16 protein-coding genes are annotated in these 13,122 nt (G+C 69.3%); 5 read left to right on the forward strand and 11 right to left on the reverse strand.

The features are described 5' to 3' along the window. Window positions 1-35: 35 nt before the first annotated feature. Complete coding sequence (locus OG488_RS00330) at window positions 36-1,046, forward strand: LysR family transcriptional regulator (protein WP_329224757.1); 1,011 nt, start codon at window positions 36-38, stop codon at window positions 1,044-1,046. Window positions 1,047-1,372: 326 nt separating this feature from the next. On the opposite strand, the gene OG488_RS00335 is transcribed toward OG488_RS00330, so the two are convergent. The 6 genes from OG488_RS00335 to OG488_RS00360 all read right to left on the reverse strand — a co-directional run bounded on the left by OG488_RS00335 (window position 1,373) and on the right by OG488_RS00360 (window position 5,755). Beyond that, window positions 1,373-1,588: an SDR family NAD(P)-dependent oxidoreductase gene (locus tag OG488_RS00335; protein ID WP_329224759.1), complete on the reverse strand. Its 216-nt coding sequence runs from the start codon at window positions 1,586-1,588 to the stop codon at window positions 1,373-1,375. A gap of 47 nt (window positions 1,589-1,635) precedes the next feature. After that, on the reverse strand, window positions 1,636-2,886 hold the full coding sequence (locus tag OG488_RS00340) for an MFS transporter (RefSeq protein ID WP_329224760.1): 1,251 nt from the start codon (window positions 2,884-2,886) through the stop codon (window positions 1,636-1,638). A gap of 41 nt (window positions 2,887-2,927) precedes the next feature. After that, window positions 2,928-3,470 carry a cyclophilin-like fold protein gene (locus tag OG488_RS00345; protein WP_329224761.1) on the reverse strand — a complete coding sequence of 181 codons (543 nt, stop codon included), beginning with the start codon at window positions 3,468-3,470 and terminating at the stop codon, window positions 2,928-2,930. Continuing rightward, window positions 3,467-4,150, reverse strand: coding sequence for an SDR family NAD(P)-dependent oxidoreductase (locus tag OG488_RS00350; RefSeq protein ID WP_329224763.1), 684 nt, complete (start codon window positions 4,148-4,150; stop codon window positions 3,467-3,469). Before OG488_RS00350 ends, OG488_RS00345 begins: the two co-directional genes overlap by 4 nt. 147 nt (window positions 4,151-4,297) lie before the next feature. Further along, complete coding sequence (locus OG488_RS00355; protein ID WP_329224765.1) at window positions 4,298-4,708, reverse strand: (R)-mandelonitrile lyase; 411 nt, start codon at window positions 4,706-4,708, stop codon at window positions 4,298-4,300. 30 nt (window positions 4,709-4,738) lie between these two features. Continuing rightward, the gene (locus tag OG488_RS00360) at window positions 4,739-5,755 is read right to left on the reverse strand and encodes a zinc-dependent alcohol dehydrogenase family protein (RefSeq protein WP_329224767.1); all 1,017 of its coding nucleotides are present in this window, start codon (window positions 5,753-5,755) and stop codon (window positions 4,739-4,741) included. Between the two features lie 220 nt (window positions 5,756-5,975). Between OG488_RS00360 and OG488_RS00365 the strand changes: the two genes are divergently transcribed. Further along, on the forward strand, window positions 5,976-6,869 hold the full coding sequence (locus tag OG488_RS00365; protein ID WP_329224769.1) for a helix-turn-helix transcriptional regulator: 894 nt from the start codon (window positions 5,976-5,978) through the stop codon (window positions 6,867-6,869). Here the strand turns inward: OG488_RS00365 and OG488_RS39155 are convergent. The 4 genes from OG488_RS39155 to OG488_RS00385 form a co-directional block, all read right to left on the reverse strand. Then, on the reverse strand, window positions 6,780-7,199 hold the full coding sequence (locus OG488_RS39155) for an HTH domain-containing protein (protein WP_443074192.1): 420 nt from the start codon (window positions 7,197-7,199) through the stop codon (window positions 6,780-6,782). The genes OG488_RS00365 and OG488_RS39155 overlap by 90 nt on opposite strands. A gap of 369 nt (window positions 7,200-7,568) precedes the next feature. Beyond that, window positions 7,569-8,492: an MBL fold metallo-hydrolase gene (locus OG488_RS00375; protein ID WP_329224771.1), complete on the reverse strand. Its 924-nt coding sequence runs from the start codon at window positions 8,490-8,492 to the stop codon at window positions 7,569-7,571. Window positions 8,493-8,548: 56 nt separating this feature from the next. Continuing rightward, window positions 8,549-9,514, reverse strand: a complete 966-nt coding sequence (locus OG488_RS00380) for a D-2-hydroxyacid dehydrogenase family protein (RefSeq protein WP_329224773.1) — start codon at window positions 9,512-9,514, stop codon at window positions 8,549-8,551. Continuing rightward, window positions 9,507-10,847 (reverse strand): MFS transporter, encoded by a 1,341-nt coding sequence (locus OG488_RS00385; protein WP_329224775.1) that lies wholly within the window; start codon window positions 10,845-10,847, stop codon window positions 9,507-9,509. The genes OG488_RS00380 and OG488_RS00385 overlap by 8 nt, the downstream gene beginning before the upstream one ends. A gap of 210 nt (window positions 10,848-11,057) precedes the next feature. Here OG488_RS00385 and OG488_RS00390 point away from each other — a divergent pair, with 210 nt between their 5' ends. Next, on the forward strand, window positions 11,058-11,660 hold the full coding sequence (locus OG488_RS00390) for a TetR/AcrR family transcriptional regulator (RefSeq protein WP_329224777.1): 603 nt from the start codon (window positions 11,058-11,060) through the stop codon (window positions 11,658-11,660). 13 nt (window positions 11,661-11,673) lie between these two features. Continuing rightward, window positions 11,674-12,048, forward strand: coding sequence for a transposase (locus OG488_RS00395; protein WP_443074270.1), 375 nt, complete (start codon window positions 11,674-11,676; stop codon window positions 12,046-12,048). A gap of 137 nt (window positions 12,049-12,185) precedes the next feature. On the opposite strand, the gene OG488_RS00400 is transcribed toward OG488_RS00395, so the two are convergent. Then, entirely contained in the window at window positions 12,186-12,536 is a 351-nt protein-coding gene (locus OG488_RS00400; RefSeq protein WP_329224779.1) for a DoxX family protein, read from the reverse strand. Between the two features lie 96 nt (window positions 12,537-12,632). Between OG488_RS00400 and OG488_RS00405 the strand changes: the two genes are divergently transcribed. After that, window positions 12,633-13,064, forward strand: coding sequence for a winged helix-turn-helix transcriptional regulator (locus OG488_RS00405; RefSeq protein WP_329224781.1), 432 nt, complete (start codon window positions 12,633-12,635; stop codon window positions 13,062-13,064). The last annotated feature ends 58 nt before the right edge of the window (window positions 13,065-13,122 follow it).

The raw sequence follows: 13,122 nt of genomic DNA on the forward strand, positions 1-13,122 counted from the left end.
AAGGATCGTTGACCTGTGGGTTGACGGTAGGGGGAGTGGTGGAGCGACGTGAGATCGAGATCTTTCTGACGGTCGGCGAGGAACTGCACTTCGGGCGCAGCGCCGAGCGACTGCACGTCTCGGTGGCCATGGTCAGCAAGACGGTCCAGAAGCTGGAACGATCGGTCGGCGCGGCCCTCTTCGAGCGGACCAGCAGACGGGTGGCCTTCACCGCGATCGGGCGGCGCCTCTTCGAGGATCTGAGGCCCGCGCACCAGGAGCTCCTGGACGCCTTCGCGCGAGCGGTGGCCTCGGGTCGGGGCGTGGACGGCGTGTTGCGGGTCGGGTTCCTGGGGACGGCCACCGCACAGTTCGTGATGCGCGCGGCGGAGCTGCTGCGGACCCGGCATCCGGGATGCGAGGTACGGCTGCACGAGAGCCGTTTCGGGGACGGGACGGCGTCACTGCGCGACGACGTGATCGACGTCCTGCTCATCGACAACTTCGCGGTACCGGTATCGACGCTCGCACCCGACCACAGCGCGGGTCCGATGCTGTTCCGGGAAGCGCCGATGCTCGCCGTCTCGGCGCGGCATCCGCTGGCGCGGCGGGAAGCGGTGGAAGTGACGGAGCTCGCACGGTACGAGGTGCTGCGGCCGCGGGCGCCTTCTGGACAGGCGGTGCGGACGTCCGCTCCCGGGCAGGCGGCCCGATGGGTCGCTCCCGACGGCGCGGAGTGGTTGTTCGCTCCAGGGCAGACGGATTCGTCGTTCGCCCCCGGCAGATCGCCGGCGGACCGGGGTTCCGGGCGGAGCACGGAATTCGGCAGCATCCAGGAGATGTGGGCGCTGGTCGGCGGAGGCCACGGGGTCTTCCCCGTCCCGTCCCACGCCAGTGTCTACGACGCTCGCCCCGACGTCGCGTTCGTCCCGATCAAGGGCGCCCCGGCGTACGAATGGCGCCTGATCTGGCTCTCCGCGGCGGACAACAACCGCGTCCGGGCCTTCTCCGAAGCGGCCTGCGACTACGTGGCGGCGCACCCCGATCCACTGACCGCGACCGCGTAGGCGATGTCAGGCGCCAGGGCGGATCGATCACTGAGAGGTGTGCATCATGAAGTGACAGGTCGCAGGTCTGAAGTGGGTGGATGTCGGGGTACTCGCGGTAGCGGAGCGGCCCCTCGAGAGACGCCTTCGCCGCCTCTGGAGCCGCCCGTCAACGCTGCCGCCAAGCAGCTCGCCGACGACGCCCACCAGGTCCTCGTGCTGGTCTGCGACGTCACCGAGCGGCCAGACCGTCTGACCGGCCGAGATCCCACATGCGGGAGCAGGGCAGCGGCGCGATCGTCAACTGCTCCTCGCTCGGCGGCCTCGTTGCGGCAAACAGCGTCTCATCAGGCGTGTCCTGCGTTGTGGGAGGTCGCGGAGCCGCAGATCCCGCCGTCGAAGGTGCGGCCGCAGGGAGTCTCGCTCAGGCCCTCGACGGACCGGTCGACGAGGGCGACCTGCGCGCCGGCGCGGGCAAAGGCCAGGGCGGTCGTGCTGCCGATGCCTGAGGCTGCGCCGGTGACGAACGCTCTCTTGCCGTGGAAGTCGTAGGTGACGGTCATGTGAGTCTCCCTTTCGATGGCGGAGCGGTGGCTCGTTTGGGCGGAGGTCAGTGGTGTGCCGGTGTGGAGGCGTCGTCCCGTACGGGGGCCGCAGTAGTGCGCTGGACGACGATCCGCGTGCGGTGGCCGGTGCCGCCGAGTGCGAGGGCGATGAGCGGCAGCAGGGTGAGTGCAGCAAAGACGGCGCCGACCAGGGGCGGTCCGGTCAGGCCGAGCGAGGAGTCCAGGGCCCGGCCGGCGATGAGGGAACCGGCGGCGATGCCGGTGTTGTAGCCGGAGGTGGTCAGCGCCGAGGTGAGGGTGGGAGCATCCCCGGCGAAGCGGACGGCGAGGGAGGTGACGACCGGGTTGACGGTGAACCCGGCAAGGGCCATACCGAAGACCAGGACCACGGCGGCCATAGGGTTGTTCGAGGCGGGGATCAATGCCAGCAGGATGAGGGAGGTGGCCGCCGCTGCGGTGATCGTGATGGCCATCGGGCGGTGGTCACCGAGACGCCCGCCGATCGTGGTGCCGCCCAGCGCACCGATACCGAAGGCGATCAGCACAAGCGATACGGCTCCCGCCGGGATGCCCGCCCGGTCGGTCAGCAGCGGGGTGATGTAGGTGTACGTCGCCAGGACTCCGCCCATGATCAGCACGGCCGCGCCGAGTGCCAGCCACAACCGCCCCTGCTTGAGGGCCCGGACCTCGGCCCGCACCGACACCTCCGCCCGCTGCTCCGTCCGGGGGATGAACCGGCCGACAAACGCGGCGGCCAGCGCGGCGAGAAGGGCCAGCGCCCAGAACGGGCCGCGCCAGCCGGTGTACTGCCCGACGAACGAGCCGATCGGCACACCGATCACGTTGGCCAGGGTGAGGCCGCCCATCATGACGCCGACCGCACGCGTGGCGCTCGCGGGCCCCACGGTGGTGGTGGCGATGACGAAGCCGACGGCCCAGAACGCCCCGGTGGCCAGGGCGGTCACCACGCGGGCGGTGAGCACGATGGTGAAGGAGGCACTGAGCGCGGCGACGGCATGCCCGAGAGCGAAGACGGCGAGTGCGCCGATGAGGGTGTGGCGCTGGGGCAGGCGCAGGGTGGCCATGGCCGTCGTCGGCCCGCCGACGATCATTCCGACGGCGAATGCGGTGATCAGCAGACCGGCGTGCGACACGCTCACGTTCAGGTCGGCGGCCATTTCGGGCAGTAGTCCGGCGATGACGAACTCGGTGGTGCCCATCAGGAACGTGCCGGCGGCAAGCACCCAGACGACGAAGGGTAGTCGGCCAGGGGCGGACCCGGTGGCGGAGGGCATGCGAAAACTTCTTCCCGTACGAGGAGGGGTGGTGGGCGGGGTCAGGAAACTTCGATGGTGATGCGGTCGGCCACGGACAGTTGGTCGGCGTCGGCGTCGATGTGTCCGAGGATCAGCAGATCTTCGGAGGCGGAGGGGCCGTCCTTGTAGAAGATGGCGAGGTTGCCCCACGGTGCGAAGTAGGCGATGTCTCCGACCTTTGCTGCCGCGGGTTCGGGTGCGACTTGGGTGGTCAGTTTCCTCGGCGGGTCGGCGATTCGCTCGGTTCCGTGGAAGTCCGACAGGTCCAGGGTGAGCGGGAGCAGGGAGGCGAGGTCGCGGGCGGCGGGGCTGTCATTCAGGGTCGCGTCGACCGGCCGGCCGTCGATGGTGACGCGGATATCCATCGGAGTGCTCCTGTCTGATCCGGACGGGCGTGCTGACCCCGAGATCTGCGACTGCTCGGCCGCCGGGGAGGACGACGAGGCGGAGGCGGTGGAGGGGGCCTGCTCGGCGGGTGAGTCGTCGGAGCAGGCGGTCGCGGCCAGCAGCAGTACGCCGGTGGTGACGGTGACGGTCAGTGCCCGGCGCAGGGTGAAGCTCATGGAGTGTCTTCCTGCGGGTCGGGCATGGGCTCGGCGTAGTGCCGGAAGCCCTTGCGGTCGGTGTGCAGGCCGTACAGTCGCTCGGCCAGCACCTCGGGGCTTGAGGTCGCGGAGTCGGGGCGAATCGCGCCGGGGACAATGAGCTGCGCGGCGTGGATGTTCTCGTCGGCGAGCGCGGTGTGGAGCATCGCCGCGTAGGCGCTTTCGGCGGCGAACGCGATCGAGGTCCCGGCCACGCTTGCCTTCGGGCGTACCGCGCTGCCGCCGTTGACGAACAGCAGCGTGCCCCGCCCGAGCTCCCGCATCCCGGGCAGGACCGTGTTCACGCAGGTGAGCGGACCTTTGACGGAGAAAGCCAGCGGGTCGTCCAGGTCAGCCGCCATGGTGTCCAAGACCGGCATCATGAAGTCGGCGCGAGGCACCGGGCTGAACTGGAGGATCTCGACAGGGCCCAGCCTGTCCGCGGCCTCTTGCAGGGCGTCGGTGAGAGAGACGGGGTCGAGGACATCCGCGGTGAAGCCACGGGCGTGAATGTTCTCCCTCGCCAGCTCGGCGGCCAGGTTGTCCTGGTGCTGGGCGCTGCGCGAGAGAAGAGCGACTGTGTGGCCGGCTGTCCCGAAGCGACGGGCGGCCGCGAGCCCCAGGCCGGGACCGGCGCCGACGAGGGCGAAGGTGGTCACGGTAGTTCTCCTCAACAACGTGGGTGCGGGCGGGCAGCATCAGGGCCACCGTCGAGGGGAGCGATGTGGTGCACGGGCGAAGCTCCGACGGCACGGCGGTCGTCCTGGCTGTGCAGCCCTCGGTGACCTGAACCAGAAGGTCCGGATTCAGCTCGCGGCCGGGGCTGCGGTGTATTCACCGTCGGTGACGGGGTTCATCCAGTGCACGACGTCGTGGTAGTCGTCGCCCTCGTTGATGGCCAGGTGGACCATCAGCCGGTTCGGTGCGGCACCGTGCCAGTGCTCCTCATCGGCTTCGAACAGGACGCGGTCGCCGGGCCGGATGACTTCTACCGGGCCGCCCCGGCGCTGACACAGGCCGATCCCTTCGGTGACGAAAACGGTTTGGCCCAGTGGGTGGCGGTGCCAGCGGGTGCGGGCACCGGGCATGAAGTGCACCAGGTTGGCGGTGACCCGGGACGGGGCGGGGGCGGCGGCGACGGCGTCGATGTAGACGTCGCCGGTGAACCAGTCGGCCGGCCCCTTTGCTGTATCGATCGAGCTGCGGGTGATCTGCACGGTTGCTCCTGTGCGTTTGACGGGCCGGGGTCAGGGGGTGAGGAGGGTCTTGATGGCGCGGCGTTCGTCCATGGCCTTGTAGCCTTCGGCGACCTGGTCGAGGGGGAGGATGAGGTCGAAAACCTTGCCCGGGTCGATCGCGCTGGTCAGGACGCGGTCGATGAGGTCGGGGAGGTAGCGGCGTACGGGGGCGGGGCCGCCGCGAAGGCCGACGTGGGAGAAGAACAGTTCCTGTCCGTCGACGGCGACCTCGTGCGGGACGCCGACGAAGCCGACGTTGCCGCCCGGCCGCGCCGACCGGAGGGCCTGGCTCATGGACTGAGCGGTGCCGACGCACTCCAGGACGCTGTCCGCGCCGATCCCGCCGGTCATCTCCTTGATTCGGGCCACGCCTTCCTCGCCACGCTCGGCAACGACGTCGGTGGCGCCGAATTCGCGAGCGAGTTTCTGCCGGGACTCGTGGCGGGACATGGCGATGATCCGCTCCGCGCCCATCTCCTTCGCGGCGATCACCGCGCACAGGCCGACCGCTCCGTCACCGACCACCACGGCGGTCGAGCCGGGCTTGACCTCGGCTGCGTCCGCGGCCCACCACCCGGTGCCCATCACGTCCGACACGGCCAGCAGTCCCGGCCAGAAGCCTTCGTCCGGTACGCCATCAGTGGTAACGAGGGTTCCCTGGGCGTTGGGGATGCGGATGTGGTCGGCCTGGCACGTGGACATGAACTCGCGGTTCAGACAGCTCGACTGGAACCCGTTGCGGCAGTTCGCACAGGTGTTGTCCGAGGTCGCGAACGAGCCGACGACGAACTGGCCCGGCTTCACAGAGGTGACCGCGGAGCCGACCTCTTCTACGAAGCCGACGTATTCGTGGCCCATCGGATGGGCCGCGTCGGTGGGCTCCGCACCTCGGTACGGCCACAGGTCCGACCCGCATACACAGGTCACCGCCGTTCGGATGATCGCATCGGTCGGGTGCTCGATCTTCGGGTTCTCCAAGGTCTCGAGGCGGATGTCGCCGGGAGCGTAAATCAGTGCGCCACGCATGAGAGGTTCCTTTGCCAACGGGTTGCAGGTGCGAGCCCCGGGGCCTCGGGCGGCGGACCGTCCGAGCGGGGCGCGGGGCTACTCCTTCGCCGATTGCTTGCCGAAGGAGAAGCACCACGTCTTCCAGGGAACGCCCTGTTCATCTGTGGAGCGAGTCACTGACAAGGGGTGTACCGGCAGTACATCCCTATGGCCGCGTGAGGGACGTACCGTCGAAGGCATGGACAACCGTGAGGAGTGCCGCGAGTTCCTGACCTCGCGGCGCGCAAAGATCACACCTGAGCAGGCCGGACTTCCTACCGGATCCCGGCGCAGGGTGCCGGGCCTGCGCCGCAGCGAGGTCGCGGCCCTCGCCGACATGAGCGTGGAGTACTACTCGAAACTGGAGCGCGGCAACCTCGCCGGAGTCTCCCCGGCAGTACTCGAAGCTCTCGCCCGCGCCTTCCAGCTCGATGACGCCGAGCGCGCCCACCTGGTGAATCTGGCCCAGGCCGCCGACGGCTCTGACGCCCTCACCCGCCCTCGACGTCGGCGTACCCAGGAGCGGTGGAAGCCGCACCGCAGCCTGCAATGGACTCTGGACGCCGTCACCGCCGGACCGGCGTTCGTCCGTAACGGCCGCATGGACATCCTCGCGGCGAACCAGCTCTTCCGCGCCTTCTACGCCGACGTCTACGCCACGCCCCGCAACCAGCAGAACCTGGCCCGCTTCACCTTCCTCGACCCCGCCTCCCGCCGCTTCTACCCGGACTGGGACGCCTTCGCCGACATCACCGTTGCCATCGTGCGTGCGGAAGCCGGCCGCAACCCGCACGACAAGGACCTTCACGAACTGGTCGGGGAGCTGTGCACTCGTAGTGACGGCTTCCGCACCCGGTGGGGTGCGCACAACGTCCGCCACCACGGCACCGGAACCAAACACTTCCACCACCACGCCGTCGGCGACCTCTCCCTCGCCTTCGAGGGCCGGGAAATGGCCGCCGCTCCCGGCCTCACCCTCACCATCTACACCGCCGAGCCCGGCTCACCCTCCGAGGAGGGACTGCGCCTCCTCGCCACCTGGGCCGCGACCCAGGAAGCCACCCACCGCACGGCACAGTCGGGAACCGGCTGACAGCCGGCGGTGACGAACCCGAAAGGGTCCGTCACCGCACAGGTCCCCAGGATCCGACGGCGTGCCCTCGCAGCTCCCCCGGAGGGGATGCCCACGGTAACCGGGCGGTGGCGAGCACCTCGCCGAGGCCGAGCTCGGCAGCGGCGCCGGGGAGTGCAGCGAGAACGCGGCCTGCGCCTCGCTACGGCGACAGCCATCGACCAGCCGATAGCCACCCGCGTGTCCGGCGTCGCCGTGCAGCGGGATACCGGCGGAGCCGAATGCCGCGGCGTCTCGGCAGACAGTTCGTACGGAGACCTCCAATTCCTCGGCCAGCCGCAGTGCCGTCATCCGGCCCCGATTCCGGAGCAGGATGGACAGGCTGCTCGCGGGGACGGACGGCCAACACTTCACGCCGGCCCTTCGGATCACCGACGACTGGGCCCCCGTGCCCCACAGGGGCGCTCCCACCACGAGCTTCTGATCTCACGGGGCTTCGCCGAACTTCGTCACTTCTATCGCATCCATTCCGCCCGGAACCGTACGTATCGCAGCGGATGACGCCGCACACCGCGATCCCGTGCTGTCCGCACTGATCTCCGCGACGCACCAAGGCTCAACGAGGAGCGGGGTGAGGACCGGTCAGGCGACGGAGTGACCCAGGTCCAGAATGCCGATGCGGTTGGAGCGCAACCGTCGCGCGGCAAGGCCTCCGGGGGCTTACCGGTTGTCCGTCTCGTCGTCCCAAGGGCGCCAGCGGCCGGTGTCGTCGACGGTTCCGAGTTGCTGGTCGGCGAAGTGCACGCCGAATCCGAAGACATCGTCCTGGGAAAGGAATTCCACGAGTCGGCGGCGTGAATGCTCGGCCTGGGCACTGTCGTGGTCGAGGACGACTTCCCAGTCGGGGTGCTGGACCTGGACGGGTGAGTGCATGGCGTCGCCGAAGGCCACGATCCGGCGGCCGTCGCCGGTCTCGAGGATGTAGGCCGTGTGACCGGTGGTGTGCCCGGGCAACGCCCGGGCTCGTACGCCCTCGGCGATCTCCGTTCCGTCGGCGACGGCCGTGGTCCGTTCGCTCTGTCCGGCGAGCCGTGGGCCGGAGGCGGGGTCCAGGCCCTGCAGTTCGCCCTGTCCGACGACCCAGCGCGCGTGGGGGAACAGGCCGCGCGGGTCGTCGACGGCGTCTGGCCTGGCCCAGCCGGTGTGGTCGTCGTGCAGGTGGGTGAAGGCGACCGTCTCCAGGGTTGCCGGGTCGACACCCAGGCGTTCCAGATGATCGGGGAGGGTCTGTACGTGGTCGAAGCCGTGCTGGAAGTGTTCCGGGTCCTCGCCCGAGATACGGCCGTGGCCGGCATCGAGGAGCAGGCGCTTCCCCCCGCGCTCGACGAGCAGCGCGCCGCATCCCATGGCCAGGTGGCCAGCGTCCGTCATATGGGGACCGTGGGCTGCCCAGTCCTCGTCAGCGGAGGCGGGGTAGACCCTGGTGGGGATCATGTGGACGCCGGCGTCGGGAACGTAGGTGAGGGTGAGATCGCCCAGAGTCCGCGTCCACAGGCGTGGCAGACGGCCTCCCGAATCGCTTCCCGAACGCCCACCCGAAGCGTGCCGCAGGTCGGCGGTGGTGCTCTGCTCGCTGAGGGTCATGGTGGGTGCCTTTTCTCGTTGATGGGTGGAGGCTGGCATGGTGGGACGTGGTCCGCTCATGGCGTGAGCACGCGGACCGGTTCGCCGGCCGCGTAGGCGAGGATGTCGGCGAGCGCGTCGCGATAGAAGGTCTGGTAGGCCCCGGTGGTGACGTAGCCCAGGTGTGGGGTGAGGACGGTTCGCGGAGCGCTGCGCCACGGCGAATCGACGGGCAGCGGCTCGGTGAAGTGGACGTCCAGGGCGGCTCCGCCCAGCGTTCCGGCGTACAGCGCGGCCAGCAGCGCCCGCTCGTCCACGACGGGCGCCCGGGACGTGTTGATCAGCAGGGCGTCCGGCCGCATGAGGGCGAGTTCGTCGGTCCCGACGAGGCCGGTGGTGCGTGGGGAGAGCGGGACGTGGAGCGTCACCACGTCCGAAGTGGCCAGCAGTTCCCGCTTACTGACGGGGGTGACGCCCACTGCCTCGGCACGCCCGGCGTCGAGATGGGTGCTCCAGGCGACGACGTCCATGCCGAAGGCGACGGCTACCCGGGCCACCTGACTTCCCACGCCGCCGAGACCGATCACGCCGAGGCGGGCACCGTGCAGGTCGCGTCCCACCGTCCGCTGCCAGCCGCCCTCGCGTAGGTTGCGGTCCTCGGCGGGGAGCGAGCGGGTCAGGGCGTGCAGCAGTCCCCAGGTCAGTTCGGCTGTGGAGGTCAGCCCTGCGACGCGTGTGCCGGACACCACGATCCCGTGCCGTGCGGCCGCGGCCAAGTCGACGGCCGCGTTGGCCGGGCCCGTGGTCACCAGCAGGCGCAGGTTCGGCAGCCTGCCGAGCACTTCGGCGGGGAAGGGGGTGCGCTCGCGCATGGCCACTACGACGTCGAACGTCTCCAGTGCGGCGACCACCGCCTCGGCGCTACCCAAGTGCTCGGAGAAAAAGGTGAGATCGGAGCCTTCGGGCAGGGAACCCCAGTGGGCGTACCGGTGTGCCGTGTGCTGGTAGTCGTCCAGGATCGCCACTCGTCGGATCTCAGGCATCAGTGGTCTCCTGTGCGTGGGAGTGGTGGGTGCTGTCCGGGTCTGCGGGAGAGGTGCGGGCCGGGTGGACGTCGGTGTGGAGGTTCTCGTCCGCCGACGGGTCGGCGAGCGGTTCCGCGGGGCTCGGGCGGAGCAGTTCCAGGGACCAGACCGCGATGCCGATCAGCGCGATCAGCGCTCCGAGCGCGGAGACCCCGGCCCAGCCCACGAGCGGATACAGCGCGGCCGTCAGCGCGGACGCGACGGTGCTGCCGGCGAAGGCGGAGACCATGAGCGCTGTGGTGACTCGGCTGCGTGCGTGCGGCACGCGGCGGTACAGAACGCTCTGGTGGCTGATCAGCAGTGCCTGCTGGGCCAGGTTGAGCGCCACGATGCCGACCATGAGCGCGCTCAGACCGAGCGGGCCTCCCTGCCCGGCGAGCACGAGTACACCCCAGCTGACCGTCAGGACGATCAGCCCGCCGGTGGTCACCTGGCGAGCCCGACCGCGGTCCGCCAGTCGGCCGGCCGCCGTCGCGGCGGCGGCCCCGACGACCCCGACCAGGCCGAACAGGCCGATGACCGCCGGACCGTACCCGTAGATGGGTCCGGCCAGCAGGAACGACGAGGCGGTCCACAGGACCGTGAAGCAGCCCATGCCGACCGCGGCCAGAGCCATGCGCCTGCGCAGCAGCGACTCGGTGCGCACCAGCGTCACCACCGAGTGCAGCAGCCGGGGATAGGACGTCTTTGCGGCCGGTGGCACGAGAGGCAGAGCCAGGCGCAAGGTGATCGCCAGCACCACCATGACGAGTGCGGCGAAGACGAACACCAGCCGCCAGTCCCCGAATTCGGCCAGCATCCCGGCGACCGTCCGAGCGAGCATGATGCCGATGAGCAGGCCGCTCATAACCGTGCCCACCACCGCGCCGCGCTCATGGTCGGCGGCCAGCGAGGCGGCCATGGGCACGACGATCTGTGCCACGGCCGAGGTCACCCCGACCAGCGCGACCGATGCGTAGAGCGCACCCAGCGAGGGGGACGCCGCCGCACCGAGGAGAGCGACAGCGCTCAGGGCGAGCATCCCGCTGACCAGCCGGCGCCGCTCCAGTACGTCGCCCAGCGGCACCAGCAGTGCGAGAGAAAGGGCGTAGCCGATCTGCGAGGCGGTGACGATCAGACCTCCGGCCCCGTCGGAGACCCCCAGAGCCTCGGAGATGACGGGGAGCAGCGGCTGCGCGTAGTAGATGTTCGCGACCGCCGCGCCGCAGGTCACGGCCAGTAGCAGCACCATCGCCCGGCTCAGCGGGGAGAGGGCTGCGGTGCTGCCCTTCTCGAATTCTGGATCGTTCATGCCGAAATATTTGCCTCGGCCCGGCGTGACAGTCAAGCAATTATGGATTGAATGATCCTTAAGTGATCAGGGTCACTGTGCATCCACGACGTTCGGCCGCTTCGGCACTTGGCGTTTTGTGGAGTGGTTGGTCCAATATGGGAGGCGGGGTACGCGGACGCGCTCCCCGTTCCGAAACGCTCGTCTGTCACGCTGATGCAGGAGGTCCGTATGCCGCCGGCTGGCCGTCCCCGCGCCTTCGACCTGGAGGGCGTACTGGAAGCCGCGATGCTGCTGTTCTGGGAGCAGGGTTACGAAGCGACCTCGCTGGCCCAGCTGCGAGCCGGCACCGGCCTGTCCTCCGCGAGCCTGTACGGCGCCTTCGGCTCGAAGGAAGGGCTGTTCCAGCAGGTCGTCGAGCACTACATGAAGGGCCCCGGCGGCGCCACCGGCGTCATTGAGGACGAGACGCTCAGCGCGCGCGAGGCGGTGGCCGGCCTGCTGCACGGCTCGATCGACATGCAGGCCGACTCGTCCCACCCCACCGGCTGTCTCATCGCCCTGTCCGGCACGATGCGGGCGCCGGGAGAGGAGCACGAGAAAGTGCGCGCGGCCGTCACGGCACGGCGTGCGGCGGACCGGGTACGCATCCGGGCATGCGTGGAGCGGGGCATCGCCGCGGGCGAACTCGATGCCGATGCCGACGTCGACGGCGTGACCGCCATGATCCACAGCTTTCTCCTCGGCCTCTCCACGCAGCTGCGCGACGGGGTGGCGGCGCCGATTCTGCACACTGCGGTCGACGCCCTACTGTGCAACTGGCGTCGCTCATAGCGCAGTAGCCGGTATCGGTTCAGGAGCCGTCATGTGTCGCTTCCTGGACCGGCTGGCCGGCCACTTCGACCACAAGGTCCACCTCGTCGTCGACGGGCACTCCGTCCACCGGTCCAAGAAGGTCCGCGACTGGCTCGCCGCCCACCCCGACGACGTCGAGCTGCACTTCCTCCCCGCCTACTCACCCGAGCTGAACCCCGACGAGCTGGTCAACGCCGACCTCAAGCACAGCCTGCCCCGACAGCACCGAGCCCGCGATCAAGCCGAACTCGCCACCGAAACCCGCCTCTTCTTCCGCCGGCGCCAGCGCCAGCCGCACATCGTCCGCGGCTACTTCGGCGGCCCACACGTCCGCTACGTCCTGGCCGAGGACCCCATGAGTTTCTGATTGATACGCTTTGGCCCACGGCCACCAGCTGATCTTCGTTTGTCGACACAACTCACAATGATCAACGGTGGCCGTCCTCATCGGAGACCGACCTCACCCGGCACGATCAAGGCGGGCGCCAGACCGGCTGTCCGCTGTCAGAGGGTGGCAGCACGCAATGCGATCAGGGCGACGGAGGCCATGGTGAGGACCACCGCCGGAGACGCGCCCTTGCGGTCGCCGACGCGCAGGTGGAAGGCGACCGCCCCAGCGAAATAGAGCGCTAGGCCGATCGCGGCGGCGATTCCGACGGGTCCCCACCAGAGTCCGGCGATCACACCGGCCGCGCCCGCGATCTGAGCGCCGATCAGGAAAGCCATCATGCCCTGAGGAACTCCGAGGGTGGACATCTGCTCGGTGATGTGCCGCGTCCGTAGAGACTTGGCCCCGGCCGATACCAGGAGAAGCGCCGACATGAACAAGGTGACGACGGCAAGGGAGACGAACATGCCTGAAACCTCAATCGTGCGAGATGCGAGTAAGGGGGCGTGCGCACCTTGACGACGATAGGCGGCCGTCAGGTACCTCTAGGTAACCTTCGGGGTATGAGCCTGCGACCCGGAATTGCCTTCCTCGCCGACTGTCCCGCTCTCCTGGCCATGGAGATCATCGCCAGCAAGTGGTCCATGGTCACGCTCTTCGCGCTGACCGACGGCCCGTTGCGCCACGGCGCGCTGGTCGAGCTGAGCGGTGGCATTTCGCGCAAGGTACTGACCCAGACGTTGCGCCGGCTCCAGGCCAATGGGCTCGTCGAGCGGCACGCGTACGCCGAGGCGCCACCGCGCGTGGAGTACAGCCTGACCGATCTCGGGCGAACCCTGGAGGAGCCCATCAGGATGCTCACCGCATGGGCGCGGGAGAACGGCGAGGCGGTCGTCACCTTCCGCGAAGCAGCCCAGGCGGCCAGGACCATCGAGGCGGATCAGGCGACCCTGGTGAAGACTCCTCATGTCGATGAGAACCCGAGCCGTTTCTGATCAATAGGACACGGCATAGGGCGGGAGCGAATCGGTGGTCCTTGGCGTGGGCGGTGGA

The organism is Streptomyces sp. NBC_01460 (assembly GCF_036227405.1).
GTDB lineage: Bacteria > Actinomycetota > Actinomycetes > Streptomycetales > Streptomycetaceae > Streptomyces.

Bases quoted from the DNA above. Each gene is read 5' to 3' on its own strand.
- OG488_RS00335 (WP_329224759.1), bottom strand. From the start codon at position 1,588: ATGACCGTCACCTACGACTTCCACGGCAAGAGAGCGTTCGTCACCGGC.
- OG488_RS00340 (WP_329224760.1), bottom strand. From the start codon at position 2,886: ATGCCCTCCGCCACCGGGTCCGCCCCTGGCCGACTACCCTTCGTCGTC.
- OG488_RS00345 (WP_329224761.1), bottom strand. From the start codon at position 3,470: ATGAGCTTCACCCTGCGCCGGGCACTGACCGTCACCGTCACCACCGGC.
- OG488_RS00360 (WP_329224767.1), bottom strand. From the start codon at position 5,755: ATGCGTGGCGCACTGATTTACGCTCCCGGCGACATCCGCCTCGAGACC.
- OG488_RS00365 (WP_329224769.1), top strand. From the start codon at position 5,976: ATGGACAACCGTGAGGAGTGCCGCGAGTTCCTGACCTCGCGGCGCGCA.
- OG488_RS39155 (WP_443074192.1), bottom strand. From the start codon at position 7,199: ATGACGGCACTGCGGCTGGCCGAGGAATTGGAGGTCTCCGTACGAACT.
- OG488_RS00375 (WP_329224771.1), bottom strand. From the start codon at position 8,492: ATGACCCTCAGCGAGCAGAGCACCACCGCCGACCTGCGGCACGCTTCG.
- OG488_RS00380 (WP_329224773.1), bottom strand. From the start codon at position 9,514: ATGCCTGAGATCCGACGAGTGGCGATCCTGGACGACTACCAGCACACG.
- OG488_RS00385 (WP_329224775.1), bottom strand. From the start codon at position 10,847: ATGAACGATCCAGAATTCGAGAAGGGCAGCACCGCAGCCCTCTCCCCG.
- OG488_RS00390 (WP_329224777.1), top strand. From the start codon at position 11,058: ATGCCGCCGGCTGGCCGTCCCCGCGCCTTCGACCTGGAGGGCGTACTG.
- OG488_RS00400 (WP_329224779.1), bottom strand. From the start codon at position 12,536: ATGTTCGTCTCCCTTGCCGTCGTCACCTTGTTCATGTCGGCGCTTCTC.
- OG488_RS00405 (WP_329224781.1), top strand. From the start codon at position 12,633: ATGAGCCTGCGACCCGGAATTGCCTTCCTCGCCGACTGTCCCGCTCTC.